At 58.2% G+C, this 25,630-nt stretch carries 22 protein-coding genes; 10 read left to right on the top strand and 12 right to left on the bottom strand.

The window, feature by feature from the left end; translation table 11 throughout:
- The first annotated feature begins 1 nt into the window (after position 1).
- A complete protein-coding gene (locus DYI22_RS01490; RefSeq protein ID WP_213476258.1) occupies positions 2–991 on the top strand; it encodes an XdhC family protein in 990 nt (329 codons plus the stop codon).
- 246 nt (positions 992–1,237) lie between these two features.
- On the opposite strand, the gene DYI22_RS01485 is transcribed toward DYI22_RS01490, so the two are convergent.
- Positions 1,238–2,401 (bottom strand): zinc-dependent alcohol dehydrogenase, encoded by a 1,164-nt coding sequence (locus DYI22_RS01485; RefSeq protein ID WP_213476257.1) that lies wholly within the window; start codon positions 2,399–2,401, stop codon positions 1,238–1,240.
- Positions 2,402–2,847: 446 nt separating this feature from the next.
- Here DYI22_RS01485 and DYI22_RS01480 point away from each other — a divergent pair, with 446 nt between their 5' ends.
- The 5 genes from DYI22_RS01480 to DYI22_RS01460 are packed head-to-tail and all read left to right on the top strand — an operon-like array spanning position 2,848 to position 7,513.
- Positions 2,848–3,420: a GNAT family N-acetyltransferase gene (locus DYI22_RS01480; protein WP_213476256.1), complete on the top strand. Its 573-nt coding sequence runs from the start codon at positions 2,848–2,850 to the stop codon at positions 3,418–3,420.
- Between the two features lie 18 nt (positions 3,421–3,438).
- The gene (locus DYI22_RS01475; RefSeq protein WP_213476255.1) at positions 3,439–4,161 is read left to right on the top strand and encodes a TenA family transcriptional regulator; all 723 of its coding nucleotides are present in this window, start codon (positions 3,439–3,441) and stop codon (positions 4,159–4,161) included.
- A gap of 25 nt (positions 4,162–4,186) precedes the next feature.
- On the top strand, positions 4,187–5,431 hold the full coding sequence (locus DYI22_RS01470) for an MFS transporter (protein ID WP_213476254.1): 1,245 nt from the start codon (positions 4,187–4,189) through the stop codon (positions 5,429–5,431).
- A gap of 31 nt (positions 5,432–5,462) precedes the next feature.
- Positions 5,463–6,656: an aminotransferase class I/II-fold pyridoxal phosphate-dependent enzyme gene (locus DYI22_RS01465; protein ID WP_213476253.1), complete on the top strand. Its 1,194-nt coding sequence runs from the start codon at positions 5,463–5,465 to the stop codon at positions 6,654–6,656.
- Positions 6,653–7,513 carry a dienelactone hydrolase family protein gene (locus DYI22_RS01460; RefSeq protein WP_213476252.1) on the top strand — a complete coding sequence of 287 codons (861 nt, stop codon included), beginning with the start codon at positions 6,653–6,655 and terminating at the stop codon, positions 7,511–7,513. Before DYI22_RS01465 ends, DYI22_RS01460 begins: the two co-directional genes overlap by 4 nt.
- Here DYI22_RS01460 and DYI22_RS01455 read toward each other — a convergent pair.
- Complete coding sequence (locus DYI22_RS01455; protein WP_213476251.1) at positions 7,494–8,468, bottom strand: GlxA family transcriptional regulator; 975 nt, start codon at positions 8,466–8,468, stop codon at positions 7,494–7,496. The genes DYI22_RS01460 and DYI22_RS01455 overlap by 20 nt on opposite strands.
- Before the next feature lie 203 nt (positions 8,469–8,671).
- Between DYI22_RS01455 and DYI22_RS01450 the strand changes: the two genes are divergently transcribed.
- A complete protein-coding gene (locus DYI22_RS01450; protein WP_213476250.1) occupies positions 8,672–9,556 on the top strand; it encodes a substrate-binding periplasmic protein in 885 nt (294 codons plus the stop codon).
- On the opposite strand, the gene DYI22_RS01445 is transcribed toward DYI22_RS01450, so the two are convergent.
- From DYI22_RS01445 to DYI22_RS01430, 4 genes are all read right to left on the bottom strand, one after another.
- Positions 9,514–10,053 (bottom strand): hypothetical protein, encoded by a 540-nt coding sequence (locus tag DYI22_RS01445; protein ID WP_213476249.1) that lies wholly within the window; start codon positions 10,051–10,053, stop codon positions 9,514–9,516. The two genes, DYI22_RS01450 and DYI22_RS01445, sit on opposite strands and share 43 nt — an antisense overlap.
- A gap of 119 nt (positions 10,054–10,172) precedes the next feature.
- Positions 10,173–10,784 carry an ATP-dependent zinc protease gene (locus DYI22_RS01440; protein WP_213476248.1) on the bottom strand — a complete coding sequence of 204 codons (612 nt, stop codon included), beginning with the start codon at positions 10,782–10,784 and terminating at the stop codon, positions 10,173–10,175.
- Complete coding sequence (locus DYI22_RS01435; RefSeq protein ID WP_213476247.1) at positions 10,781–11,356, bottom strand: ACP phosphodiesterase; 576 nt, start codon at positions 11,354–11,356, stop codon at positions 10,781–10,783. The genes DYI22_RS01440 and DYI22_RS01435 overlap by 4 nt, the downstream gene beginning before the upstream one ends.
- Before the next feature lie 67 nt (positions 11,357–11,423).
- Positions 11,424–11,972 (bottom strand): porin family protein, encoded by a 549-nt coding sequence (locus DYI22_RS01430; protein WP_213476246.1) that lies wholly within the window; start codon positions 11,970–11,972, stop codon positions 11,424–11,426.
- Positions 11,973–12,226: 254 nt separating this feature from the next.
- On the opposite strand from DYI22_RS01430, the gene DYI22_RS01425 reads away from it, so the two are divergent.
- Positions 12,227–13,642: a TrkH family potassium uptake protein gene (locus DYI22_RS01425; protein ID WP_213476426.1), complete on the top strand. Its 1,416-nt coding sequence runs from the start codon at positions 12,227–12,229 to the stop codon at positions 13,640–13,642.
- Between the two features lie 5 nt (positions 13,643–13,647).
- Here the strand turns inward: DYI22_RS01425 and glgP are convergent, their stop codons facing one another.
- From glgP to glgC, 6 genes are all read right to left on the bottom strand, one after another.
- On the bottom strand, positions 13,648–16,170 hold the full coding sequence (gene glgP / locus DYI22_RS01420; RefSeq protein WP_213476245.1) for an alpha-glucan family phosphorylase: 2,523 nt from the start codon (positions 16,168–16,170) through the stop codon (positions 13,648–13,650).
- Positions 16,171–16,197: 27 nt separating this feature from the next.
- Entirely contained in the window at positions 16,198–16,968 is a 771-nt protein-coding gene (locus DYI22_RS01415) for an SDR family NAD(P)-dependent oxidoreductase (RefSeq protein ID WP_213476244.1), read from the bottom strand.
- Positions 16,969–17,034: 66 nt separating this feature from the next.
- The gene (locus tag DYI22_RS01410; protein ID WP_213476243.1) at positions 17,035–17,400 is read right to left on the bottom strand and encodes a PilZ domain-containing protein; all 366 of its coding nucleotides are present in this window, start codon (positions 17,398–17,400) and stop codon (positions 17,035–17,037) included.
- A 177-nt stretch (positions 17,401–17,577) separates the two neighbouring features.
- On the bottom strand, positions 17,578–19,071 hold the full coding sequence (gene malQ / locus DYI22_RS01405; RefSeq protein WP_213476242.1) for a 4-alpha-glucanotransferase: 1,494 nt from the start codon (positions 19,069–19,071) through the stop codon (positions 17,578–17,580).
- The gene (locus DYI22_RS01400; protein WP_213476241.1) at positions 19,068–20,795 is read right to left on the bottom strand and encodes a glycoside hydrolase family 57 protein; all 1,728 of its coding nucleotides are present in this window, start codon (positions 20,793–20,795) and stop codon (positions 19,068–19,070) included. The genes malQ and DYI22_RS01400 overlap by 4 nt, the downstream gene beginning before the upstream one ends.
- Positions 20,785–22,050 (bottom strand): glucose-1-phosphate adenylyltransferase, encoded by a 1,266-nt coding sequence (gene glgC / locus DYI22_RS01395; RefSeq protein ID WP_213476240.1) that lies wholly within the window; start codon positions 22,048–22,050, stop codon positions 20,785–20,787. Before glgC ends, DYI22_RS01400 begins: the two co-directional genes overlap by 11 nt.
- 224 nt (positions 22,051–22,274) lie before the next feature.
- Between glgC and glgB the strand changes: the two genes are divergently transcribed.
- Together glgB and glgA are read left to right on the top strand one after the other, a co-directional pair.
- Entirely contained in the window at positions 22,275–24,146 is a 1,872-nt protein-coding gene (gene glgB / locus DYI22_RS01390; RefSeq protein ID WP_266099155.1) for a 1,4-alpha-glucan branching protein GlgB, read from the top strand.
- Positions 24,143–25,609 carry a glycogen synthase GlgA gene (glgA, locus tag DYI22_RS01385; protein WP_213476238.1) on the top strand — a complete coding sequence of 489 codons (1,467 nt, stop codon included), beginning with the start codon at positions 24,143–24,145 and terminating at the stop codon, positions 25,607–25,609. Before glgB ends, glgA begins: the two co-directional genes overlap by 4 nt.
- Positions 25,610–25,630 lie beyond the last annotated feature (21 nt).

The following is a 25,630-nucleotide window of genomic DNA, read 5'->3' as shown; positions in this document are numbered from 1 at the left end:
TATGCAAAACCTGGATTATCGGGTAGTTGAACAGGCCATTGAATGGCTCAGGGACGATAGGACGATCTGGTTGTGCACGGTGGTGTCTACCTTCGGCTCGTCGCCCAGGGAGCCGGGATCACTCATGGTTGCCACCGCTGACGGGCGGCATTTGGGCTCACTTTCGGGTGGCTGCGTTGAGGAGGATTTTCTGGCACGCCTGGTCGATGGCGAGTATCAACTTCCGGCCGTTATCGTGCGCTATGGCGCATCTGACGGTGGCCCCGAAAACGCCCGTGTTCGCTTGCCTTGTGGTGGCATTCTGGAAGTGTTGGTGGAGCGAATGGCAGCCAGCAATGAGAACCTGGCCCATCTGAGGGAAGTCCTGGGAGCCCTCGGCGGTGAAAAGGAAGTCGAGCGACAGGTGAGCCTCACGGATGGCAAAAATCGGCTTGAACCTGCCGCAGCAACGGGTCCACGTGTCATCCTGGATGAAGGCGAAGAGCTCGTCCGGATGCGGGTGGGTCCAGTCGCAAAACTGATCCTGGCCGGTTATTCAACGGTGGCAGAGGTTTGCGCCAATTTTGCCATCAGCCTCGGTTATCAGGTGGTGTTGTGCGATCCACGGGAAGAGGTCACCCGCGATCTTAATCTGCCTGGGGAAGTTGAATTTATTCCGCAGTTGCCCTCGCTCTATATTGCATCACCCGGCACGTGTACGCCGTCCACGGCCGTGGTGGCCGTGACCCACGATCCGCGAATTGATGATCTGGCCATGATGGCAGCCGTTAAAACCACTGCCGGCTACATCGGAGTCATGGGCTCGGTTCGCACATCTCAGGCCCGGGCTGATCGTCTGCGTCGCACGGGCGGGCTGACCGAGTCGGAGAGTGATCGCATTCACATGCCAATCGGCCTCGATCTGGGAAGTAAAACGCCCGCCGAAATTGCGCTGGCTATCATGGCTGACATCGTCCGCGTGAGACGCGGGCGAGTCCCCGTTAACCCATGACTGGCTTCCATGGTTAGCTGCCTGCTGGGCGCCGATCAGGTTGCCGAGCGCGCTCGGGTATTCGGTGTTGGAAAAAGGTCTAGCTAATGCTGTTTTCGCCAGCACTCGTTGGATGCCGCTTCCTTCGATCACACAGTTTGCTCAGAGTCCTACCGAAATTGTGCCCTTTGCGACCGCACCGCCCCCCCCAGTCTTAGCTGACGTCAACATGACTACTCGTCGTCTTAAATAGTTGTCGTAGTGACATCACGGCGTCATAACCACTTTAATGCAGCCATCGGACTTGGTATTGAAACGCTCGTAGGCAGCCGCGGCGTCTGCCAGTTTTTCTCGGTGGGTAATAATGAACGACGGGTCTATCAGCCCCTGTTCAATTGTCTGGAGCAGCGGTGCCATATACTGCTGCATATGGGTTTGGCCGCTTTTGACCGACAGGCTTTTGTTCATCAGCGCGTTGAGCATGAAACCGTCCACCGGAGCAGTGTAAACGCCAGGGAGAGACAGCTGCCCGCCTTTGCGGCAGCAACGGATCATTTCATTGATGGCAAACGGATGATTGGCCTCGCTTGAATCGGGATCACGAGGCTCGGCCTCCGGGTCGCCGGCACCGTGCGCCTCTGCACCCACTGCGTCAATGCAGCGATCCGGGCCGTAGCCCTTGGTCATCTCCAACAGTTTTTCGTAGACGTTTTCCTTCTCAAAATTGATGACTTCAGCGCCGCCCTTTTCTTCAGCCAGCTTCAGCCGCTCAGGTACACGGTCAATCGCGATCACCCGCCCTGCGCCCAGCATCCAGGCGCTGCGAATAGCGAACTGCGCTACTGGGCCACAGCCCCAGACAGCTACGGTGTCGCCGGGGACGATGTCGGCATTGATCGCGCCCATGTAGCCAGTGGGGTAGATGTCCGACAAGAACAGTAGTTGCTCGTCGGTGTAGTCGGATTCGACCTTGAGCGGGCCGATGTCAGCGTAAGGCACTCGCACGTACTCGGCCTGTCCCCCGGGTATGCCTCCGAGCATGTGCGAATAGCCGAATAAGGCGGAGGGGGAATGACCCATCGCTTCGGCAGCCATATCCGCGTTGGGATTGGAGTTATCGCACAGCGAGTACAGGCTTTGGTGGCAGAAAAAACAGCTGCCGCACGCAATGGTGAAGGGCACTACCACGCGGTCACCCTTGTTGAGATTCGGTACCTCGCTGCCGGTTTCCACGACCTCGCCCATGAACTCGTGACCGAGCACATCCCCCTCCTGCATACCGCCCATCAAGCCGTTGTACAGATGGAGGTCGGAGCCGCAAATGGCGGTGGCTGTGATTTTGATGATGGCGTCGCGTGATTCCTGGATTTCAGGGTCAGCGACATTTTCGACGCGAACATCATGCGTGCCATGCCAGGTAAGTGCTTTCATAATAAGCTCCTTTCCTTGCTAACGAGTTTGAGGGCCAGTATTTTACGCCCCCACTAAAATTACACCTGATCGTCGCTCCCGGGAACTGGCTATTATTTGTACAGTTTGCCGCGCATTCATGTTCCCAGTTTTCTCTATGGGATCCGATGGACGACAAGTGTAGGGCTTTGTGTTGAAGTTCAGGACTTTTTGTGGTGATTGTTTAGCGCTTTGTGTTGTCGTCCACTTGTTGGCCGAATCGCCCCAAAACCCCATACTGTACTGCGCATAATGTATATTATGTTAAACGGTGTATGATAAAGCCCACGGCCAGATAACCGAAAGCAGATTCGACGTATTCCTAAAGCTCCTCTCACCAAGTCCTTTTCCCGCCGTTTTCATGTCCGTTTTCCGCCTACTTTCACCACCTTCCTGCCGCCATACTGGTTCCACGGAAGGAGCTAACAATGCAGATAACTTACTCATGGATCGACTCCCCTTTATTGATCGATTTGATCGGTGGGGATCTTTGGAACCTACTGAAAACCACCGCCGAGGATGAATCCATTCTGGGCATTGGCCGAGATACGGACGAGAGCGCCGGCGCCAGTTACCTGAAAAGCCTCAAGCACACGCTGGAACATGATGGCCATTTATTGATTGGAACCGTCAAGGGAAAGATTGTGCTCACCTGTCTGCTGCGCCAGCAGTCGTTCCAGACGATGAGGCATATGGCGGATCTTCAGAAAGGCACCATTGATCGGGCCTACCGCGGAAAAGGACTGTTGAAGGACGCGCTCCGGCACATCGTAGAACGGTCCGAACAAATCGGAGTGCAACGTCTGACGCTTGATGTCAGAGAAGGCTCGGCGGCCCACCGGTTGTGGTCTCACTGGGGTTTCGAAACCTTCGGTGTATTAAGAGATTACTCACGCTACGAAGGTTATTCGTACCCCGGGCATTTCATGCATCAATCGGTTTCTGATCTCGATAAGCGGCTGCGAATCGGCCGAAAGAACATCCCTCAATACAGTGTTTAGTACTATAAGGAGTTTAGTATGCTGAGATCCCGAGACGACTTTCGTGATGACCTGGAGAAAACGCTTCATCACAATCTGACCCTCAGCCATCCATTGTTCGCTTTGCTACTGGATGCCAACAACCCCGATAAAGAATTGCTGAAGAAAACCGCGCTTCAGGGGTACCAGCTCACCAAGCATTTCCTGACTTACATCGAACACCTCTTCTTTTACTGTCCCTTCGAAAAGCACAAGCGGCGGCTCCTTTTCAACATGTTCGAGGAGGAAACCGGCAGGCTGTCCCGCACCAAAAACCACGTCGATTTAATGAAGGACTTCACCGCAGCACTGGGAATCACTGACCAGGAACGGGATGCGGCGGTCGCCCTTCCCCCGACTCAGGAACTGATAGATTTCAGGATGGAAGCCTGTACCAACACGGACCGTTACCACATTGGTGCGGCGGCCGTGCTGGTGGCCAGTGAGGGCCAGAACCTGGAAACACTGGGCGAAGAGGCACGGCACACGATTCTCGGCCGGGTCTTTGGTCTCAAAGAGTCAGACATGCTGTTCTTTTCGGTTCACCAGAAAGAAGACGTGGGGCATGTCCAGCAGGGCCTGGATCTGGTTGCGGATCTCTGCACCACCGAAGTGATGCAGCAGGAAGCTCTGCACGCGGTAAACCATACCTGCCAGCTTTTCTACGGCATGTATCAGGGCATCTACGACACCATTCAGCCTGTTGAGCCTGTTTATGCATGACCATGGCAGACTGACCCGACGGGGCATGCTGTGGAGCGTTCTGCTGACAGGCTTCCTCGTCATGTTTCTGAGCTCCGGGATCAAGGGCGCTTACCAGATCTATTTCCGCGATCTGGCAGAGTTCTTCGACCTTGGCCGGGGCGCTTTTGCATTATCTGGTGCGATGTTCGGACTGTGTCTGGGCATTTTCTCTCCTTTTGTCGGTGCCCTCTGCGACCGGTTCGGCCCCTACCCTTGCCTGCTCTCCGGTGGAGCGGCGGCGGCCTTGGCGTTCTTCATGCTTGGCAACATCAGCGAGTACGGTTGGTTTCTGTTTTCCTACGGAATCGTGGCCGCTTACGCGTTTGCCGCATTAACCTTTGTGCCGGTGGGCGTGCTGATTGACCGGGTTTTCCCGGCCAAACACAAAGGCCTGGCGTTCGCGGTGGTTAGCAATGGCGTTGCTATCGGCTTCATTGTGCTCTCTCCGCTCTGGGTGTGGCTGAATAGCTGGATGTCCTGGGGGGACCTGGCGAATTATCTCGCCATTGCCTTCGCCCTGCTGGTGGCTTTGCCCGTCTTTCTGGTGTCCCGAGTGTTTGTGGTGCCGGCTGAGGGTGCCGTATCCGGGCAGAAGCCGGATTCCGATACGGTGATCGACCACCTGAAGAAGCCGTTGTTTATGCTGCTGGCCGTGAGCTTCGCGGGCTGCGGTTCGTCGATGGCGTTTATCGATATCCATCTGGTCCCGTTAATCCAGGAACGTACGATGTCGCTGCCCGGCAGTGGCACGTCCACCGTGGCCATCATGCTCAGCGTGCTGGGGGTATTTGAGCTGGCCGGCGCGATGGTCGTTGGCTACATCGCAGGGCGATTAAATTCAGCACGTTTGCTCGCTATGTTGTACGCCGTTCGTGCATTGTCCCTGGCGATGCTTTCGGTGGCGAACTCCCCTTCTCTGTTCATATTTTTCGCCGTCGTCTTCGGGCTGACCTACATGGGCACGGTGATCCTCACCTCGATGCTGTGTCTGCGTTGTTACGGCGCCCGGATCAAAGGAAAGATGTTCGGCTTGCTCTTCAGTGTTCATCAGGTCGCTGTCTTCCTGACAGCCTGGCTCGGTGGCTTTGCGCGCGACCTGACGGGTGATTACACAATGACCACGCTCGGCGTGACGGCTTTTTGCCTGCTGGCCGTGGGTGCAGCATTGGCGCTGAAAGGCGCCACCGACAGTCAGGGAGATCGGGAGCCGGATGGCAATATTGAACAGGCTGTTGTTGGCAATCGATGATGTCACGCCATGGTAAAGGAAAGGAATCGTTATGACCCATTCTCACGAAACCACCGAAGCTTTGCATCGGCCTTTTGCAGACGGCCAGGATGCGCACTCGGAACCGCTCTACATAACATCCGCGTACGACTTTGAGTCTGCCCAGCAGGCGAGCGACCGGTTCAACAATCGCGAGGCGGGCAACGTTTATTCACGATTTACCAATCCGTCGGTGAGGAATTTCGAACGTCGGCTCGCCATCATGGAAAAAGCGGAAGACGCGGTCGCAACCAGTTCCGGTATGGGGGCTTACCTGGCCATTGCCATGGCCTACCTGAAACAGGGCGACCACGTACTCCTGGCAAACGGTATTTTCGGTTCGACCTCCCACCTGTTCACCCACTATTTCTCGCAGTTCGGCATCTCCTGCACGCGTCTCCCCCTGACGGCTACGGCGGCATGGCGTGAGGCCATTCTTCCTACCACCCGGATGATGATACTGGAGACGCCCGGCAACCCCACAATGGAAGTCGCCGATATTCAGGCTTTGTCGAGATTCGCCAAAGAATCCGGGGTTCTGTTGGTGGTCGATAACACCATACTCTCCCCCATCTACCAGAAACCCCTGACGTTGGGGGCTGACCTGGTGGTTCAGTCTGCAGGAAAGTACATCGACGGCCAGGGCCGCTGTGTTGGCGGTGCGGTAGCCGGCAACAGTACTCTGGTGACACCGATCAAGAACGTGCTGCGTAGCGGTGGTATGTGCCTCAGCGCGTTCGATGGCTGGTTGCTGTCCAAGAGTCTGGAGACCCTCCATGCCAGGATGGTGATGCACGAAACCAACGCACTGCATGTGGTGAGATGGCTGCAGGATCATCCTGACATTAACCAGGTTAACTACACGGGCCAGTCCACCCGTGTCGATACCGATCTGGTGGATCGCCAACAGACGGGCCATGGCGGTCTGCTCAGCGCGGAAATCAATGGCGGTCAGGATGCCGCCTGGCGGTTTATGGACAGCCTCGCCCTCATCGCCAAATGCACCAACATCGGCGATGCGAAGACCATGGTTACCCACCCGTGGTCGACAACTCATTGCCGCTACAGCAACGAGGAAAAACTGAAGGCGGGTATCACGCCGGGGCTGATAAGACTGTCAGTCGGGCTGGAGTTTCCAGGCGACATCATTGCCGACCTTGAACAGGCGCTTGCTCAGATCTGCCAGAGGGAGGTCGTCTCTGCATGATGTTCAGATTCGTGGTTCTTTGTCTCACCCTCATGGTCTCTGCAGCCCATGCCGAAATCCATGGGCTCGAAACCCCGCCTGACTACTATTTCGTCGCCTTTCCCGTAGCCACCGGGCATACCGTTGCGGGCAGGTTGAGTGTTCCGGTCACCGAGCGTGAAAAAAAGCCGGCCGTTGTGATAGTCCACGGTTCCGGTGGCGTGGATTCACGGGGCCCCGCCTACGCTCAGAAGCTGAATGAATTGGGCATCGCGACACTGGAGATCGATATGTGGTCGGCTCGCAGTATGTCAGGAGGGCTTGATCGGCCAAAGCACGTTAAAAATACCCTGCCTGACGCCAAAGCGGCGTTCCGTTACCTGGCTTCCCGTCCGGAGATTGATGCCAATCGCATTGGGCTGATGGGATTTTCCTGGGGAGGTGTCGTGGGCATGCTGACGGCGTCGGGGCAGGTTGCCGGATTTGAATCCGTTGCCGCATTGTACCCGGTGTGCTGGGGATATAACGAAGTCCCCGGCTACGAGTTCAGGCAAGTGGCGGTAAAAGAGGTGCTTCTGATTTCAGGCACCAGAGACCAGTACGATCGCCCGGACGATTGTGAATCGTTGGTGAGTTCGCTGCCCGAACCCGACAGGGAGAGAGTGACAGAGGTGTCGTTGGTTGGCGCAACACACGCGTTTGACCGTGCCGGCCCGCCCGCCGAGTTCTTCGACCCGTACGCGTTCAGAGGCAAAGGTGGCGAGGTGCGCATTGAGCACGACGTAACGGCGACCAAACGGTCACTGTACGAAGTCGGTCAGTTCTTCAAGCGTACACTGACCCAGCGCACCCTCCCCCTCAATGACCGTGATGGTTGAGAGCCTTGCGGGTGGATGAACGGGACTGGCTCGGGGGATAGCCGAATTTCCTGACCCAGGTATCCCGGAAGGTTTTCGAACTCTGGAAGCCTGCCAGTTCAGCCACCAGTTCGATTGAATGATTCGTGGACTTGAGGAGCTGCCGGGCCTTCTCGATGCGCTGCTCGTTCACATACTGTTTTAGCGTCAGGCCTGTTGCCTTGAGAAACAAACGTTGGAAATGCCGCGCGGAGATTTTCAGGTGGCAGGCGATGGACTCCGCCGTCAGCGCCCTACTCAGGTTCTGGGCAATGTAATCCTGGGCCTCATGAACCGTTGGATGGACATGCTCACGGTGACGGAACTGGGGCGAAATCTGCGGATCGTCCCCCATTCGCCGGCTACAGACGACCATTTCACGGGCAACGGAGACGCTGGCCTCCGGTCCAACGATCTCGCTGATCAGATGCAGTGTCAGGTCGATACCGGCACTGACCCCGGCAGACGTGTAGAGCCCATTGTCATTCACGAACATGCGTTCCCGCAGCACCAGAGCGTCAGGGAACTCATTCGCCATGCGCTGGATCTGTCGGTGATGGGTGGTACACCGGCGACCGTCAAGGAGCCCGGCGGCCCCAAGGATAAAGGACCCCGTGCAAACACCGATCAGCCTGGCGTTCTGGCTGTGCATCCGCCGCAGCCACTCAAGAACCTCGGTAAACGCAAGCTGATCGATGTGGTTTGAACCGAGTTTCATGCCCGGGATAAACACAAGGCTCCCGGGTGCCACTTGCTCTGGCAAGGGCGACATGGTGGATAGCGTCAGGCCCTGCCAGCTTGAAATCGTTCTCTGGTGGCTGACATAGTGGCAGCGAAACCGTTCGCCATGCAGCTCGTTACAGTCTGCCAGCGCCTGTACAGGGCCGGACAGATCCATCAGATGTATGTCAGGCAGAATCAGAAAGTAAACGTCCATGCTCGCGGCGAGCCTCAGGAAGAAATGGTCTTGAAGTAACGGTTCGGTTGGAAAGCCGACGTGTTGCAAGTCTATGAAATATACAGTGATTATTGAAGTGTTAAAAGAATGCAAAAATTTTCGGGATGCCGCCGTGCAACGGTGTAAGATGCACCGGCAATGTCTATATTGAGCTTCAGTAGTGAGGCCAGGGGGCGCCGACAATGCCGAAACCCGGGTTTTTCGTTTTTGCGCTGCTATGCTTCCTGGCTTATCCGGGGGCAGTAGCCGCCAACAGCGCAACGGTAGAGATCACGACCGGCCACTGGCCGCCTTATCTCGATGAGGGGGATGCGGATCAGGGCTTCGTCGCGGAAATCATACGCGCGGCCTTCGCCCATGAAGGTGTGGATGTCGAGTTTTCGTTCCTGCCATGGTCCAGGGCGTTGGCTATGGTTGAAGCCCAGCGTTACGATGCGTCGGCGGTATGGTCTTGCACCGAGGCCCGGAGTCAGCGTTTCATCTACTCTGTTCCCATCCTGCCCTACCAGTACGTTTTCTACCACCGCGCCCGGGATCCCTTCGAATGGAGCGAATTATCGGACCTCGATGGTAAGACCATCGGGCTAACCCAGGATTACAGCTACGGACAGACTCTCAAAGGGCTTATTAACGACGGTGTTGTCAGCGCTGACGTTACCACGTCCGATCTGGCGAACTTCTACAAGCTGTTAATGGGGCGTATCGATCTGTTTCCGATGGATCCGGTGGTCGGCGAGGCCATGCTAAGCACCCAATTGAATAGTTACGCTTCACGTCTGAGCTTTCACCCCAGGCCACTGCGAAGCGCGTTCTATCATCTGGTGTTCGATCAGGAATCTGAGCAGGCTCGCCAGTATAAAGCTACCTTCAATCGGGGCTTTCAGGCGATTCGGGATAATGGTCGATATCAACAGATCATCCAGGCAGCACTGAGCGAAAACAGTTCTCCCATCGCGGCCAGACTCCTTGAACGCATACTCGTTGAATGGCACGACGACACGGGGCCGTGCCGGCAGGCCCCCGATCAGATCTCGCCAGACCTGTCAGCCCCCCCGATGAACAGGTAGTTGGAACGCAACGCCCGTGCCGCTCCGGCGATGGATACATTATGGACGGAGATCACCAGCGAACCGTAGGCCGGATTTCTATATCGGGTAACCACACCGGCCACCTGGCCGTCGCGAACGCGATCGGATGCTTCCTCTTTCCAATCAGCGCCCAGGCAGTTGCCGACATAGTCGACGGTTCTCTCGTACCGTTGTTCAGCCACTTCGGCGTCCGGCGCGTTGACAGAGCAAACGTAAGCGCTATCGCCGCCGGCCCACTCCCACACCTCGCAATGGCCTTTGACGATGTCCATTTTTGCGCGGTAAAGGGTGACGCTTCGGAAATCGGATCGGCTGCCGCGAAGATCCGCGAACCGGTTGGGGTATTCCGCAATGAGGGCGTGCAGATCTGCACAGGGATCCGCGGTCAGCTGAGGCTCGGAAGTTAAGCCACTACAACCGGCCACCAAAAGTGCGGTCAGGCTGAGGGGCGCAAAACGAAAGCCGGTTCCAGGCATGTTGACCTCCGACGGTTAAGCGTTGAAATGGGCCCCTCGGTATCAGAGAAGCAGTCACGGGAAGTCTAGACCAGAAACGCCGACTCAACCTCCCGTAACGCAGCATATCGGGTTGCCGATCAATCCACTGGCGTGGTGTTGTGTTCGCTTTCCGCCAAATCCTCAAGGGACTGATGCTCGCATTCTTTCTCGGCAAGGAAACTCTCGGAGGAAGTCACGAGGATATTGTCATCGCTCATGAAACGCCGCCCCAACAGCGCCGGATAGGAGAACCTGCCCCGGTCGGTCAGCGAGAATTCGGTTTCGTGGGTCGAACCTGCTATGCAGAATTCCATGCGGATTACGTAGCGGCGCTGTGATTCCGCTCCTTTACGTTTGATCTTCACCGTACGCTCGACTGGCCGTTCAAACTCCAGGGTGACGTCCTCCGGAGCTGGTCCGTTTTTGCCGGCTTCCTGATCGCGGTGATCAGCCAGGGGCACCTGAAAGCTTACCCATGTCTCGTCTCCCTTCTCGAAGGGTTCGATATTCACCGCGTGGAGTGATGAAGTCTTGGCGCCGGTGTCCAGTCGGGCCTTCAGCCGCAGCCCGGTGTCCTGGAGGACCACCCATTCCACAAAGCCCAGGGATTCCGGCGGTCGCTCTGCTTTGGTCTTGGCGTCTTCTTCGGCCATGACGGGCATGGCTGAGCTCAGTACTGCTGCCAGGGTCAGTCCAGCGATAAGCTTCATTCGTTTCCTCCTGAATAAGTCATCAGTTCTGGAAAAAAGCGCAGGAACCGGTGTTCCAGTTCCCGATCGTGCTCTTTTATCTCGTCGATGATGTCATAAAATCGGTGCCTGAATCGTATACGCTCGGCCACGCGGTTCAGAGCAAGGCCCAGACTGTCGAGATCAGTATAGGCGGTGAACCAGTCATGTTCCGCCATTCTGCGGGTCACGTCGCGCATGCGCACCTGCATCAGGTGTTCGTGATTCTGGAATTCACGATACATCTGGTTGATAAAGGTAGCGGGGTCGACGTTACTGTAGTGTTGCCAGTGCCTTAACAGATAGTGATCGTAAAGCATGTCCAGAGCGATGCCGGCGAATCGGCGTCGTTGGGGGGAAAACAGCTGTTTGCTGGCGAGCACTTCGGGGTGCGCATCGGTGTAGGTGTCCACGGCCCGATGGTGAAGGATTCCCGCTCTTACGTCGGCCGGCAGTGTCTGGATGTCGAGCCCCCTGGCAAAGTCCCCCATCAGACTGCCGATACGGATCTGCGGCACGTCCGGGGCGAGAAAAAGATGCGCGAGGTGATTCAATGGATCTCCGCGTTGTCCGGCTATGGCAGCAACAACGCTCCTGTCATAGCCGGAGGGTTGCGCCTGATCAGAAATGGAAGGTGGCGCCGACGCCAATACCGTCGATCGTCACATCGTCCTTGTCATAGTAACGCATGTATTCCAGATTACCGGAAATCTGCGGCGCCATTTCGATGTTAACGCCGACACCGTAGGAGAAGTCCGATTCGTCGTCGCTGCGTGTGGCAAACGGCCCTTCCGCCTCAAGCTCCAGGCGGCTGAAGCCGAAAATCACGTAGGGCGTCGCCGGGCTTTCATTGGCAAGATTCAGGGTGGCGTACCCGCCGAAGAAGTTATCCACCGAATAGTCGATGCCGCCCACGCGGTCGTCATCAACGCCAAAACCGGCACGGGCCTCCACGCCAAAATAAGGCGTGGCAAGGGCGCCGACCTTACCGGATATGGCACCCACGTCAGCATCGGCGGAGCCTTCCTCCAGGTTGAAAAAGGTGTAGTTCAGGCCGCCGTATAGCCCGCCTACCCCGGATTTGTACATGTCATCAGCAACCACCTGGGTGGATGCGATGCCGCCGGCAAGTGCCGCAAGTCCCAATACCAGTGAACGTGACGTGTTCATATTCCTTGATACTCCTTCGCTGGTTATTACGGTTTGTTTTATCAAACTGCACCACGCCAACGATTTAATCCAGAGCCCGGATCCCGATTTACCTGATATTTACAACGATTTAATCCCCCGGTAACCCGTCACGGACCCACCCCGGTTGCCTTGCGAAACCCCGGGGCCGCATGTATTCTGACGCCGTCTCTCTGTTCAGCCGGTTTGAGCGCCCTTTGAGAAACCTTAATCCTGTCATCTTTATAATGAGCGTGATGTTTGTGCTGCTGAGCATATTCATGACGTTACCTGTCTTTCTTCTAGCAGGTTCTGTAGCGCCCAACGCCCAGGCCTTTGCGGAATCGGCCGCCATCGTCTGTGGCCTCGGTGTGCTGGGCATTGTCGCCACCTACCGTCAGCCGCGGGATCTGAAACCCCGCTTCATGTTTGTGCTGACGGTCTCGAGCTGGTTCCTCATTGCCCTGCTCTCGGCTCTCCCCTTCTACCTGAGTGATAATGGCATCTCGATGGTGGACGCCTTTTTTGAAGGCACCTCCGGCATTACCACCACCGGCGCAACGGTGATGACGGGCCTGGACACCATGGATCCGGACCTGCTGCTCTGGCGCTCTATCCTTCAGTGGATTGGCGGTATCGGGATTATCGGCATGTTCGTTGCCGTTCTGCCTTTCCTGCGGGTGGGTGGTATGCGACTGTTTGCCACTGAGTCCTCGGAATGGACAGACAAAGCCCTGCCCAGAATGAAAACCCTGAGTCGCGGGCTGCTGGTGGTGTACGTTTTTTTCTCGATCGTCGCAGTGCTCACCTACTGGATGTCAGGCATGTCGCTGTTTGATGCCTTCAATCACGGGCTCACCAGCATTGCCACGGGCGGTTTTTCCACCTCCGATTCCTCAATGGGCAAGTTCGATTCTGATCTGATCCTGCTTCAGGCCAGCCTGTTCATGATGATTGGCAGCATGCCGTTCTTCCTGTTCGTTCGCGAGATGCACGGGCAGCATGGTGTCCTGTTCCGGGATCAGCAGGTGCGGCTATTCGTGACCATCCTTCTGGTGATCCCGGCATTGCTGACACTGTACCGCTGGTATGTTTCCACCGGCGACTTTGATCCGCTGCACGGGTATGTCGTGACGCTGTTCAACGTCACGTCTGTCGTTACCACCACCGGGTATGCGTCTGAGGATTATTCGGCCTGGGGTCCGCTGGCGTTCGTGCTGTTTTTCTTCCTGATGTTCGTCGGCGGCTGTTCAGGGTCGACCGCCGGCGGCATGAAGATTTTCCGCTTCCAGTTGTCGTTGATCGTGCTCCGTGAGCAGCTGATGCGGTTGTTGCACCCGCGCGCGGTGCTGACCCGGAATTACAACGGGCGAGCGGTCAGCGACGAGATCATTTCCTCGATGATTGCCTACACGTTTATCTTCTTGCTTTGCCTGTTGATTATCACCGTCGCCCTGGCGGCACTGCAGCTGGATTTCATAACCAGCCTGTCTGGCGCTTTGACCGCCCTGACCAACGTAGGTCCGGGGCTTGGCGCCATCATTGGTCCGGCCGGAACCTTCCAGTCGTTGCCGGAGGCGGCCAAGTGGATTCTGGCCGTTGGCATGCTGATGGGGCGGTTGGAAATACTCAGCGTGGTGATCGTGTTGTCGCCGGGGTTCTGGCGCAGCTGAGCCGTTCAGGAGCGCCAGAGAATTCGGGGCTCCTCAATGGGCAGGTTCATCCGTTGGTCGCCCAGCACCAGCCGCGGGGTGTAATCTTCCGGCGCGCGCAGCGGCGCCCGACAGCGAAAAATGAACGTCCGGGGTGACTCGGCCAGAGCCCCTTCACATTGCATCTGGATCACCACCCGGTCGTCACTCTCAGACCTCTCTGCCACCAACTCCAGCCTCAATAACGATGGCTCCAGCCCATCCAGATAGACCTGAACGCGCACCTCCAGGCCGGCCCCCTGCTCTTCGCACTCCATCGGACCAAACCGCAGCAGTGGCCAGTGTTCGCGGATACTCTGCTGTTGGAGCGCCAAAGTCTGAGCCACCGCCGGGGCGCGTTCTTGTTGGCGTTTCTCCATCGGAATATAGAACCGTTCGGTGTACTCCCTCATCATTCGATTGGCCGAATACAGCGGGGTCAGCGTTTCCATGCTTGCCCGGATCATTGCCAGCCACTTTCGCGGCAGTCCACCATGATCGCAGTCGTAGTACAGCGGTATCACCGCCCGCTCAAGCAGCTCGTACAGTTCCAGCGCATCCTCCCCGTCGTATTCCGGCGTGCTGCTCAGGTGGGCGAGTGTGGCATCCTGCCGTATTGCCCAGCCCACCTCGGGGCGCCAGGCTTCGGCCCACCAGCCGTCAAACTGGGACAGATTGAGACCGCCATTGACCAGCACCTTCATACCGCTGGTGCCACAGGCTTCCCAGGGATGGCGCGGGGTATTGAGCCATACATCCACACCCTGGACCAGTTCCGCGGCAAGCCCCAGATCGTAGTCATTAATGAACACCACTCGGCCCTGTAAATCCGCGTGCCTGATGAACTGCTTCCAGCGCCGGATGATCGCCTTTCCGGCGATGTCCTTCGGGTGCGCCTTGCCGGCCAACACGATCTGTAATGGCCGATCACGATCCGTCAGCAAACGGATCAGACGCTGCTCATCCTTCAGCAACAGGTCGGGCCTTTTGTAATCGGTAAAGCGGCGGGCAAACCCCAGTGTCAGCGCTTCACTGTCCAGAAGCAGTCCACAGGCCGCCTCCACGTTGGTCCCGTTGCCGTGCTCACAGTGCTGGCCGTGAAGGCGCTTGCGCAGAAAGTGAATCAAACGGCGGCGCTGGGTGCGGCGCATCTGCCAGAGTCGCTCGTCGCTGATGGCGCTGAACGGAATCGATGTGTCATCAAGCGTACCGCGCCAGCGGTCCTTGCCGCAGGCCTCGGTCCAGAGCGCGTCCGCGTCCGGTGAATCCCAACTTGGGGTGTGCACGCCATTGGTGACGTATTCGACGGGTATGTCATTCAGCGGCCACCGGGGAAATAGCCCGCTGAATATGTGACGGGAGACATCGCGGTGAATTCGGCTTACGGCGTTCATGCGGCTGCTCAGGCGAACGGCCAGATAGCTCATGTTGAAATGGTCGGTGTGCTCGCCCTCTGGCTGCCCCAATTGAAGAAAGGTTCCCCAGTCCACGCTGGCGGCTTTAAGGTAATCCGCGAGATACAGGCTGAGCAGTTTCACCGGAAACCGGTCGAAGCCCGAGGCAACGGAGGTGTGGGTGGTGAACAGATTGCCCGCCCGGGTAGCCAGGCGTGCGGCCTCGAAGCTGATCCCGGTGGCCGCGCTCAGTGCCAGGAGGCGTTCCAGTAAAACAAAGGCACAGTGGCCTTCGTTAATGTGGACCACCGACGGTTGCATGCCCATACGTTGCAGCAACCGCCACCCACCGAGCCCCAGCACCAGTTCCTGCTGCAGGCGTTTCTCCGGGTCGCCACTGTACAGCTCGCTGGTGATGCCGCGGTCTTTCGGTTCATTGCGGGGGTCATTGCTGTCCAGAAGCAACAGACGACATCGGCCGATGAGGGCGCTCCACACCCGCAATCGCACCGAACGGCCGGGTAATTCCACAGCCACCCGCACCCACTCTTCCTGGTCGTCGCGCAGCGGCATCAACGGAAGCATTGTGGGGTCGTTGTAGGGATAGAATTCAAGCTGCTCACCGTCGGCATCGATTTCCTGCCGAAAATAGCCTTGCTGGTACAGCAGTCCAACCGCAATCAGCGGCACGCCGAGATCACTCGACGCCTTCAGGGTGTCTCCGGCGAGCACTCCCAGGCCGCCGGAATACAGCGGCAGACATTCCGCCATTCCGTATTCCATACAGAAATACGCCACCGAGTTGGTGAGTGTGTCCGGGTAGGCCTCCCCGAACCAGGTGGCGGCGTTGCAGAACTGGTCATAAGCGGCCAGCTGCTCGGTCAACAGAGCGATGAAGTCAGGATCGGCAGCCAGCCGGGTCAGGTCGTTGCCGGATACGCTGTTCAGCACCAGCCAGGCGTTGTGTGTGGCATCCCAGCATTCCTCGTCAATGGTTCGCCAGAGCACGTCACTGCCATGGTGCCAGGTCCAGCGAAGGTCGAGCGCAAGCCCGGCCAGCCCACGCAGTTCCTCCGGTAACCTCCGGTGCAGGTAAAGCCCGGCAGATGCTGGCATGGTTGTCCCGTTCTCAACGTTCAGGAATCAGCGTGCGGTGTAGCCGCCATCAACCACCAGCTCTGAGCCGGTGACAAATTTTGCTTCATCAGACGCCAGGTAAACGATGGCCCAGGCTATATCATCCGGCTCGCCCATGTGGCCAACCGGGTGCAGCGCCGCCGTGGCCTGCTTGGCTTCTTCCAGGTCCATGCCGGTGGTCTGCAGGTGGTGCTCAACCATCGGGGTCCATATGAAACCAGGATGAATGGAGTTAACGCGAATCCGGTCGGCAGCGTAGATCAGGGCATCGGTTTTGGTCATCAGCCGAACGGCGCCCTTGGAGGCGTGATATGGCGGTACATCGGGCGCGCCGACCAGGCCATAAATGGACGAGAGATTGATGATGCTGCCGTTCCCTGAAGCCTTGAGGTAAGGAATGACGTGCTTGGTACAAAAGAACACGCCTTTGACGTTGACCCTCTGAACCTGGTCCCACTCTTCCTCAGTGAGTTCGTGGGTCGGTTTATTGGTTCCGGAGATACCGGCGTTGTTGACCAGCACGTGTATGTGGCCGAAATGGCCCTTAACACTGTCTGCCGCGCTGCGGACCGAGGCTTCAAACCCGACGTCACAGTGCCAGTAATGGGCTTTCAGACCGCGTTTCACCAGTTCAGAGGCCAGCGCCTCCCCTTCCTGGTCCTGGCAGTCGAAAATCGCCACGGCGGCGCCCTCCTCCGCCATTCGCGTCGCTGCCGCCCTGCCAATGCCGACAGCGCCGCCAGTCACAATTGCCACTTTGTCTCTGAGTCGTTCCATGATCTTTGTCCCCCTGGTCAAGTAATCGCTGCGGGCAACAGGTCCTTTTCAGTGGTCGTCACTCTTTCAGCGATAAGAGTGTTGCCGGACTGGCGGAAAATGGGTCACAACGTAATTGTGCTTCTGCAGCCACGACAGCAATGACGAGATGGTGAAAGCGTCGTTATCCACACCTTCGAAATCCACACCCAGCCCGTTATCGCATTTACGAACCACGTGGGCCTTGAGACGACGGAATGCGTTCTCCTTCCGATCGGGAAAGCGGAATTCGAGTTCCACGGTCTGATTCAGTTGAAGGTCGGTGTAATCCGTTGCGATGAACAGGCCGCGCTTGCTGGCATCGCGGATCTGCCCGGTCGCAACAGGCAGGCCCCGCTTGTACACCAATAGTCCTAACTTGCCGAAAATACGTTTGCTGAGCCTGTGTTCCATGGGATCTCCCCTGCTTCCTGATCTGCCACCCGGGTGGGTAAAGATTGAGTAAAGATTGAACAAATATTGGGCAGATCATAGCCCCATTGGTTTCCGAACGCTCTTGATTCAGGTCAACTATTAACCACCTGCAATCCATCGTCATGAACCGGGTGTCAGTAGATGACATATCCCCCATCAGGGAAGCCTTCCATAGAGCCGGGTCAGGTCGCGAATGCGCTCTGCAAGGCCCGTTGGGCATTGCTGCCAATTTAGTTTCCAGCACCAGTTCTCAACGGTGGTTCCGGGCGTGTTGAAACGCCCACGGCTATCGAGACCAAGAAAATCCTGCAAGGGAATCATCGCCAGCTGACTAACCGACTGGAACGCCGTGCGAATAACCGGCCACGGCATGGGGTCGCTGGAATGGCCGAAATACGCATCCACGTAGGCGCGGGTATGGTCATCCAGGCTCTGGTACCAGCCGAGTGTGGTGTCGTTGTCGTGGGTACCGGAATACACCAGATCCCGTCGCCGGTGGTTATGGCTCAGATGGGGGTTGGCGGAACTGCCGTCGAAGCCGAACTGAAGCACGGTCATGCCCGGTAACCGGTAACGGTGGCGAAGCGCTTCGACCTCGTCACCAATGATGCCGAGGTTCTCGGCCACCAGCGGCAAATCCGGAAAACGCTGAAAGCAGGCGTCGAGAAACGCCGCGCCCGGGCCCGGCACCCAGTAACCGTTGATCGGCGCCGGGTTCGCCGCGGGAATTTCCCAGTAGGCGTGAAGCCCGCGAAAGTGGTCAATCCGGATCAGATCGAAACAACGCCGTTGTGTGTCCAGCCGGGACATCCACCATTGGTAATTGTCTTCGGCCATGACCCCCCAGTCGTAGACGGGATTGCCCCAATGCTGGCCGTCGGGAGAGAAATAATCCGGTGGCACCCCGGCGACGAACAGCGGCTCCCCTTTCTGATCCAGTTTGAACAGATCGGGCGAGGCCCAGACATCTGCGCTGTCGTGGGCCACGAAAATAGGGATATCACCGAACAGCACAATCCCACGTTGATGGGCGTATTCACGCAACCGTTGCCATTGGTGGTCGAACAGAAACTGTTCGAACTGAAGCCGGCGCAGGCTGGCGGCATGAGCGCTGGAAAACTGGTCCAGCACGGTTGCATCGCGATCCCGCAATTCCGCAGGCCAGGACAGCCAGTTGCACCCCGGGTACTCTTCACGAATGGCGCAGAACAGGCAGTAATCCCCGAGCCAGGATTCATTGGCGAGGCGGAAGGCTTCGAATTCAGCCAGTGTAGGGCCCTGAAACCGGTCCTCGGTGCCACTGAAAAAGCGCTCACAGGCCCTCTCAAAAAGCGTCTGACGGCGAAGCTGGTCGCCATTGCTGACCAGCTCGTTTTCGAACACAAGGCCGGCGTATAACAGCTCCTCAAGGTCGATAAGATCCTGATTGCCAGCGTGGGCAGACAACGACTGATAAGGCGATAGATCGGCGTGGGTCGGCCCCAGGGGCAACGTTTGCCACACCGACAGCCCGGCTTCGGCCATGAAATCCAGAAACCGACGCCCGCTGCGCCCCAGAACGCCGTGTTCCGAAGGCAGGCAGGTCGGGTGCAGCAGCACCCCCGCTCGGCGACGGGAAAGAACGCCTGGCCGGGAGTGGGCCTGGGTCATGTCGCAGTGTCCGCGTCATGGCCCGGGCGCATGGCGCCGCCCCGGGCCGGGGCACCGGAACCCTGGCTGAGTTTCTGGAACACAGACGGTGGCGCGGGGTAACCGATCATCTCATACAGGTTGACCAGGTGGCGTCGGTACAGGTGCTCGAAATCATTCACCACCTGAGCCGGATTGTAATCGCCGAACCACCAGAACCAGTCGGAGCCTTCACACAATGCCAGTTGATGGGTGGCTGCCGCTTTCTGCTCTGCCGTCAGCGAACCGTTGTCCATCGCCCGGTCGAAGTGCAGCTTCGCCTCGCACAGCAGATCCCACGCGCGGTTCTTGTCCGGATCCCCGATCCAGGTTGAGAAGGTGCCGTAGATCCAGCTACCCGCCACGATGGCAGGCAGCTCCTGGGGCGGGCTCGCGTTATGGGCCAGCAGGTCACGATAGGTGGTCAAAGCCAGGCGCGGATGCTGCTCCAGCACCTGATACAGTTCATCGAGGAAATGAAAGGCGTTCTCCGGATAGTACTCCCAGGCATTTTCCCCATCGAGGATCACGGAGATCACCCGGTTGGCGTGGGCGCCCGCATGGGAGGCAATGGTTTCCATGTGATGCACAAGGTCGCCGACTGCATCCTCGGCGTGCCAGTCGGCGTAGGTAAAGCCAATCAGGTCCGATAACCCGTCGTCGCGAAAGTAGACGGTGATGTTGGCGTCGCCGAAGCGGTAGGGCTGATGAATCGAGCCGTCTTTCGGCGCCTGGCCGCTTTCGGTGGCCCGCGCCAGGCTGTTATGGAGGACCGAATCGCCGCTGGCGGTCCACTGGAAGCCGGCCTGCTCCAGCTGGTTGAGCGTTTGCTGGCTAAGCCCGCCCTCGGAGGACCAGCAGCCGGTCGGCTGGATGCCAAAAAAGCGAACGAAGATCTCCCTGGCTTGTTCCAGTTGCCAGCGGGCGCGGGTTGCGCCATCGGGGTAGCTGGAATGTTGTGGCAAGGCGATATCGGGCATCGATTCCCGTGCGCTTGCAAGATCAATCAACAAGGGCACCATGGCGTGGGTACAAGGGCTCACCGAAAGCTCCACCTGGCCATTTTGCGCCAGGTGGCGGTACCGCGGACCGATACCGGAGAGTGTTTCGAAGATCACGTTCATCAGAGCCATGCGATCATCAAGGCTGAATCCCTGGGCTTTTTCCTGAAGTGCCTGAACGCAGGCGTTGCTACGGCGGATGGTCTCACCCATCCACCCCAGGTGGTACCAGACCAGCAGATCCGAAAGCAACGCGGATGCGATGTATCGCTGCATTTCCGGCCTCGAACTGTAGAACTCAGCAAGCTGAGACAGTCGGTTATAGGCAGGAAAACGCTGAATAATGCGCTCCTCGTTGGCCCGCAGGCATTTGTCCATGAGGTCGAGAAAACCCGGCGATCCCGGCTCCGGGAGCTGCTCCGTCACCAGCGCAGCGAGCAGTGGATCACCGATCTCACCGGCGCCGTGGCGCCAGCGTTCGATATCCACCAGATAGATCTCGATCTGTTCCAGCAACACCGGCGCAAAGTTCACCACCGCTTTGGCGCCGGGGTGCGCTTCCAGGTGTGCTGCCATGTCGCTGTAATCCTTGAGGGCATGCAGGTAGACCCAGGGAAACAGGAAGGCGCCGGTTTTCAGATCCCGGTAGCCGGGTTGGTGCATGTGCCAGCAGAACACCACGGGGGTGCGTTTATCAGAGGCCATGGGGGTAATCCTGCCCGAGCATCGAGGGTGTCACCAGAACAATGCCTTTGGGAGAAACGTAGAACCGTTCCCGGTCGTCGTCGGCGTTCACGCCGATTTTGGTGCCATCCGGTATGCGGCAGCCACGGTCAATAATCGCTCGGCGAATCTCGCAATGGCGCCCTATCTCCACGTCGGGAAAGATCACCGCATCCGCGACCTTGCTGTAGGAATGCACCCGCACCTGGGAAAACAGCAGGGAGTGGCGCACCAGCGCGCCGGAGACAATACAGCCGCCCGCCAGCATGGAATCCACCGCCATACCGCGGCGTTCATCATCATCAAACACGAACTTTGCCGGTGGCTGTTGTTCCTGGTAGGTCCAGATGGGCCATTGCGGGTCGTACAGGTTCAGTTCCGGGCTGATGCCGATCAGCTCCAGGTTGGCCTGCCACAGCGAATCCACGGTACCGACATCCCGCCAATAGGCAGGTCGATTGGTGTGAGGATTGCGGAACGGAAACGCCAGGACCCGCAGCCGCGAAATGATGTGCGGGATGATGTCTTTTCCGAAATCATGAGAGGAGTCAGAGGCAAGATCCTGATCCCTAAGCAATTCCTCAAATAACACCCGGGTGCTGAAGACATAAATGCCCATGGAGGCCAGGGCCTTGCCCGGGCGGTCAGGCATGGGCTTGGGGTGTGCCGGTTTTTCTATGAATTCGGTGATTCGCAGCTCGTCGTTGACCGACATTACGCCAAATCCCGTGGCGTCCTCGAGGGGCACCTCAATGCAGCCCACGGTCACGTCTGCATCGTTCTCCACGTGGTAAGCGAGCATGGTGCCGTAGTCCATCTTGTAAACGTGGTCACCCGCCAGGATCAGCACGTATTCAGGGGCATGGCTGCGGATGATGTCGAGATTCTGCAGTACGGCGTCTGCGGTGCCTTCATACCAGGACGTCTCGATTCGCTGCTGCGCCGGTAACAGCTCGACGAACTCACCCATCTCCGCCCGCAGAAACCCCCAGCCTCGCTGTATATGGCGCATCAGCGAATGGGATTTGTACTGGGTGATTACCCCCACCTGATTAATGCCCGAGTTGATGCAGTTGGACAGCGGGAAATCGATGATGCGGAATTTTCCACCGAACGGAACAGCAGGTTTCGCCCGCCATCTGGTGAGGTCGTAAAGACGCGATCCCCTTCCCCCGGCAAGCACCAGTGCCAGGGTATGGCGCGTTAGTCGGCTTACAAAACGTTTGGCGGTTTGCATAGCGGCTTCCCTGAAAACCAGAACGGCCTTCTGCCTCTCCCAACGAACCACGGGAAAAGAATCGACTATATTTTGACGTGTCCCTTAATAATAGAACACTAGCACTGACCGGATGACGTAAACTTGTCATGGGTCAGTATTTGATCACCCTGATTGGCGTCCAATGAACCAGGATCGCGATGCCAACTTGTCGGAACGTAAGTCGGACTATGGAAAGCCCAAGCTTGAGTGAGTTTGACCTGCACCTCTTCGGGCAGGGTAAGCACTGGCACATCTACAACGTGCTCGGTGCCCACCTTTGCCATCACCATGGCCGGGAAGGCGTACGTTTCGCGGTGTGGGCGCCTTCGGCGGCGTCGGTCAGTGTGGTTGGAGATTTCAACGACTGGCAAGTGGACGCACTGCCCATGCACCGGCGCGAGGAAAGCGGCGTGTGGGAGCGCTTCGTACCGGGGCTGGCCACCGGTACGCTGTATAAGTACGCCATTACCACCGCCAGTGGCGAACGCACGATCAAAACCGATCCCTACGGGCAGGCTTTCGAGCCCCGCCCGGCGACGGCCGCTGTGGTTACCCAGCGGGGTCATTTCAGTTGGGGGGATGGCGACTGGCTGACCCGGCGCAGTCGCTGGAACTGGCGCGAGCAACCACTGTCGATCTACGAGGTTCACGCAGGCTCCTGGCGGCTTCACGGCTCCGGACGCTGGCTGAACTACCGCGAACTGGCAGAGCAACTGGTGCCCTATGTCTGCGATCTGGGGTTCACCCACATAGAGCTGCTGCCGGTCACCGAGCACCCGTTGGACGAATCCTGGGGTTATCAGACCACCGGCTATTTTGCACCGACCAGTCGTTTTGGCAGCCCCGATGATTTCCGTTATTTCGTGGATTGTTGCCACCGCAACAACATTGGCGTTTTGCTCGACTGGGTGCCGGGCCACTTTCCCCGGGACGAGCACGCCCTGGCGCGATTTGACGGTTCCGCTTTGTACGAACACGAAGACCCCCGCAAAGGCGAACACCAGGATTGGGGAACGCTGATCTATAACTACGGCCGGCACGAAGTGCGCAATTTCCTGATCGGCAGCGCGTTGTTCTGGCTCGATACCTTTCACATCGACGGCCTGCGTGTGGATGCGGTGGCCTCCATGCTGTATCTCAATTACTCCCGCGATGAAGGCAAATGGGTGCCGAACGTTCACGGCGGCCACGAAAACCTGGAAGCCATCGAATTTCTGCGAGAGCTGAACCAGGTGTGCCGGGAACGGTATCCCGGCAGCCTCATTATCGCAGAAGAGTCCACGTCCTGGCCCCAGGTCACCCGGCCGGCCACCGTCGGCGGGCTGGATTTCTGCCTCAAGTGGAACATGGGCTGGATGCACGACACGCTGGACTATCTCAGGCAGGACCCGGTGTACCGCCAGTACCATCATGACAGGCTGACGTTCGGCGTACTCTATGCCTTCAACGAAAGTTTTCTGTTGCCGTTGTCCCACGACGAAGTGGTGCATGAGAAGGCCAGCCTGCTGAACAAGATGCCCGGTGATGACTGGCAGCAACGGGCCAATCTGCGGCTCCTGTTCACCTACCTCTTCACCTACCCCGGCGCCAAACTGTTGTTCATGGGGGGTGAATTCGGCCAGCGACGGGAGTGGAGTGAAAAACGGGAACTGGACTGGGGCTTGCTGGAACAGGAATCGCACCGGGGCCTGCAGCATCTGGTGAGGGATCTGAATCAGCTTTTGCGCAACCAGCCTGCCCTGCACCGGATCAACTATCGGTCCAACGGCTTTGACTGGATCGACTGTCACGATTCCACCCAATCGGTTATCAGCTTCCTCAGAACGGACGGCGAGCAATCGCTGGTCATTGTGATCAATTTTACCCCGGTACCGCGGTTTGATTATCGCATTGGCCTGCCCCACGGCGGCGTCTGGCAGGAAAAACTGAACTCTGACTCCCTCTACTACGGTGGCAGCAACCTGGGCAATCCACTGGCGCTGACGGCCGAGGACCGGCCCTGGATGGGCAGATCCCACTCGATTGCCCTCACCCTGCCTCCACTGGGTGCGGTAGTGATGGGGCTTGCGCCATGATCCGGGTGCTGTTCGTGACCAGTGAAGTGTACCCGGTGATCAAGACCGGGGGCCTGGCGGATGTGTCGGCAAGCCTGCCGGAAGCCTTATGCCGCCAGGACCACGACGTCCATATACTGCTTCCCGGATACCCCGCAGCGTTGGCCGCCGCGAAATCCGCCGGAACCCGGCGCAAGGCGCAATTGCGTATTGGCTTCTATCCGGTAACCCTATGGCAAACCCGGCTGCCGGACTCGGCGGTGGCGTTGTGGCTGGTGGAATGTGGGCCACTATTCGATCGCCCCGGGAACCCTTACCAGAATGAAGACGGCGGTGACTGGTGGGACAACGCCCACCGGTACCATCTGTTCGCCCGCGTGGCGGCAATGATGGCATTGGGCCAGGCCGGGCTGAATTGGGTGCCCGACGTGGTGCACTGCAACGACTGGCAAACCGGGCTGGTGCCGGTGCTGATGGACAGCTGTCAGAAACGCCCCGCCACGGTGTTCACCATTCACAACCTGGCCTATCAGGGCCTGTTTTCTCACGAGGCGTTCCGGGCCCTTGGGTTGCCGGATTCCCTGTGGCGGTACGACCGGCTGGAATTCCATGGCCAGCTGTCGTTTATCAAAGGCGGGCTGGTGTTCAGCGACCATCTCACCACCGTCAGCCCCGGCTACGCCGAGGAGATCCTCCAGCCCCCGCTCGGCTGTGGGCTGGATGGTTTGCTGCGCCACCGCTCACCATTTCTGACCGGGATTCTCAACGGCATTGACACCCGCCAATGGGATCCGGAATCGGATCCGTACCTGATCCACCACTACGGCCCGGACGATTTGCCCAACAAACGGCTCTGCCGCGCCGACCTGCAAAAACAGGCGGGGCTTGGCGGTTCAGCCGAGGGCCCGCTGCTAGGTTTCATCGGGCGGATGGTGGAACAGAAAGGCATCGATCTGCTGCTCAGTGTTCTGCCCGACTTTCTGGACCGGGGCTGCCAGGCCGTGTTGCTGGGTTCCGGGATGCACGAGTATGAGGAAGCCGCGCTGGAGCTGGCGGAACAGTATCCGGGGCGCCTTTCGGTCACTCTCGGCTACGACGAAGCCCTTGCCCACCGAATCACTGCGGGGGCGGATATTTTTATCATGCCGTCGCGCTTTGAACCTTGTGGCCTCAACCAGATGTACAGCCTGAGATACGGCACCATCCCGGTGGTTCATGGAGTTGGGGGCTTGAAGGATACGGTGTTTGACCCCGACACCACCGGCATGAACCGCGCCAACGGGTTTACCTTTGATAAACCGGAACCTGGCAAGCTGTCTGCGGCACTCGATCGGGCTCTTGCGGCGTTCAACCGCACCAAAGCCTGGCGGCAATTGCAGCGCAACGGCATGGCCGGCGACTACTCATGGCAGACCCGCGCCAGGGCATACATTGATATCTACCGTCAGATTCTGGCAGCGCGCCAGAGCATTACCGACGACTAACTGGGAACGGTCTGTGGGAGG

It is taken from the genome of Marinobacter lipolyticus (genome assembly GCF_018424605.1).
GTDB classification, from domain to species: Bacteria; Pseudomonadota; Gammaproteobacteria; order Pseudomonadales; family Oleiphilaceae; genus Marinobacter; species Marinobacter lipolyticus_B.
The sequence above is the reverse complement of the archived record's forward strand: the minus strand, read 5'-3'. Positions and strand labels throughout refer to the sequence as shown.

What these genes read in the sequence shown, in the direction of transcription:
- DYI22_RS01485 (WP_213476257.1), bottom strand. Translation starts at nt 2,401, where the DNA reads ATGAAAGCACTTACCTGGCATGGCACGCATGATGTTCGCGTCGAAAAT.
- DYI22_RS01425 (WP_213476426.1), top strand. Translation starts at nt 12,227, where the DNA reads ATGTTTGTGCTGCTGAGCATATTCATGACGTTACCTGTCTTTCTTCTA.
- DYI22_RS01455 (WP_213476251.1), bottom strand. Translation starts at nt 8,468, where the DNA reads ATGGACGTTTACTTTCTGATTCTGCCTGACATACATCTGATGGATCTG.
- DYI22_RS01415 (WP_213476244.1), bottom strand. Translation starts at nt 16,968, where the DNA reads ATGGAACGACTCAGAGACAAAGTGGCAATTGTGACTGGCGGCGCTGTC.
- DYI22_RS01410 (WP_213476243.1), bottom strand. Translation starts at nt 17,400, where the DNA reads ATGGAACACAGGCTCAGCAAACGTATTTTCGGCAAGTTAGGACTATTG.
- DYI22_RS01460 (WP_213476252.1), top strand. Translation starts at nt 6,653, where the DNA reads ATGATGTTCAGATTCGTGGTTCTTTGTCTCACCCTCATGGTCTCTGCA.
- DYI22_RS01440 (WP_213476248.1), bottom strand. Translation starts at nt 10,784, where the DNA reads ATGAAGCTTATCGCTGGACTGACCCTGGCAGCAGTACTGAGCTCAGCC.
- malQ (WP_213476242.1), bottom strand. Translation starts at nt 19,071, where the DNA reads ATGACCCAGGCCCACTCCCGGCCAGGCGTTCTTTCCCGTCGCCGAGCG.
- DYI22_RS01445 (WP_213476249.1), bottom strand. Translation starts at nt 10,053, where the DNA reads ATGCCTGGAACCGGCTTTCGTTTTGCGCCCCTCAGCCTGACCGCACTT.
- DYI22_RS01430 (WP_213476246.1), bottom strand. Translation starts at nt 11,972, where the DNA reads ATGAACACGTCACGTTCACTGGTATTGGGACTTGCGGCACTTGCCGGC.
- DYI22_RS01490 (WP_213476258.1), top strand. Translation starts at nt 2, where the DNA reads ATGCAAAACCTGGATTATCGGGTAGTTGAACAGGCCATTGAATGGCTC.
- DYI22_RS01475 (WP_213476255.1), top strand. Translation starts at nt 3,439, where the DNA reads ATGCTGAGATCCCGAGACGACTTTCGTGATGACCTGGAGAAAACGCTT.
- DYI22_RS01400 (WP_213476241.1), bottom strand. Translation starts at nt 20,795, where the DNA reads ATGGCCTCTGATAAACGCACCCCCGTGGTGTTCTGCTGGCACATGCAC.
- glgA (WP_213476238.1), top strand. Translation starts at nt 24,143, where the DNA reads ATGATCCGGGTGCTGTTCGTGACCAGTGAAGTGTACCCGGTGATCAAG.
- DYI22_RS01450 (WP_213476250.1), top strand. Translation starts at nt 8,672, where the DNA reads ATGCCGAAACCCGGGTTTTTCGTTTTTGCGCTGCTATGCTTCCTGGCT.
- DYI22_RS01480 (WP_213476256.1), top strand. Translation starts at nt 2,848, where the DNA reads ATGCAGATAACTTACTCATGGATCGACTCCCCTTTATTGATCGATTTG.
- DYI22_RS01470 (WP_213476254.1), top strand. Translation starts at nt 4,187, where the DNA reads ATGCTGTGGAGCGTTCTGCTGACAGGCTTCCTCGTCATGTTTCTGAGC.
- DYI22_RS01465 (WP_213476253.1), top strand. Translation starts at nt 5,463, where the DNA reads ATGACCCATTCTCACGAAACCACCGAAGCTTTGCATCGGCCTTTTGCA.
- glgC (WP_213476240.1), bottom strand. Translation starts at nt 22,050, where the DNA reads ATGCAAACCGCCAAACGTTTTGTAAGCCGACTAACGCGCCATACCCTG.
- glgP (WP_213476245.1), bottom strand. Translation starts at nt 16,170, where the DNA reads ATGCCAGCATCTGCCGGGCTTTACCTGCACCGGAGGTTACCGGAGGAA.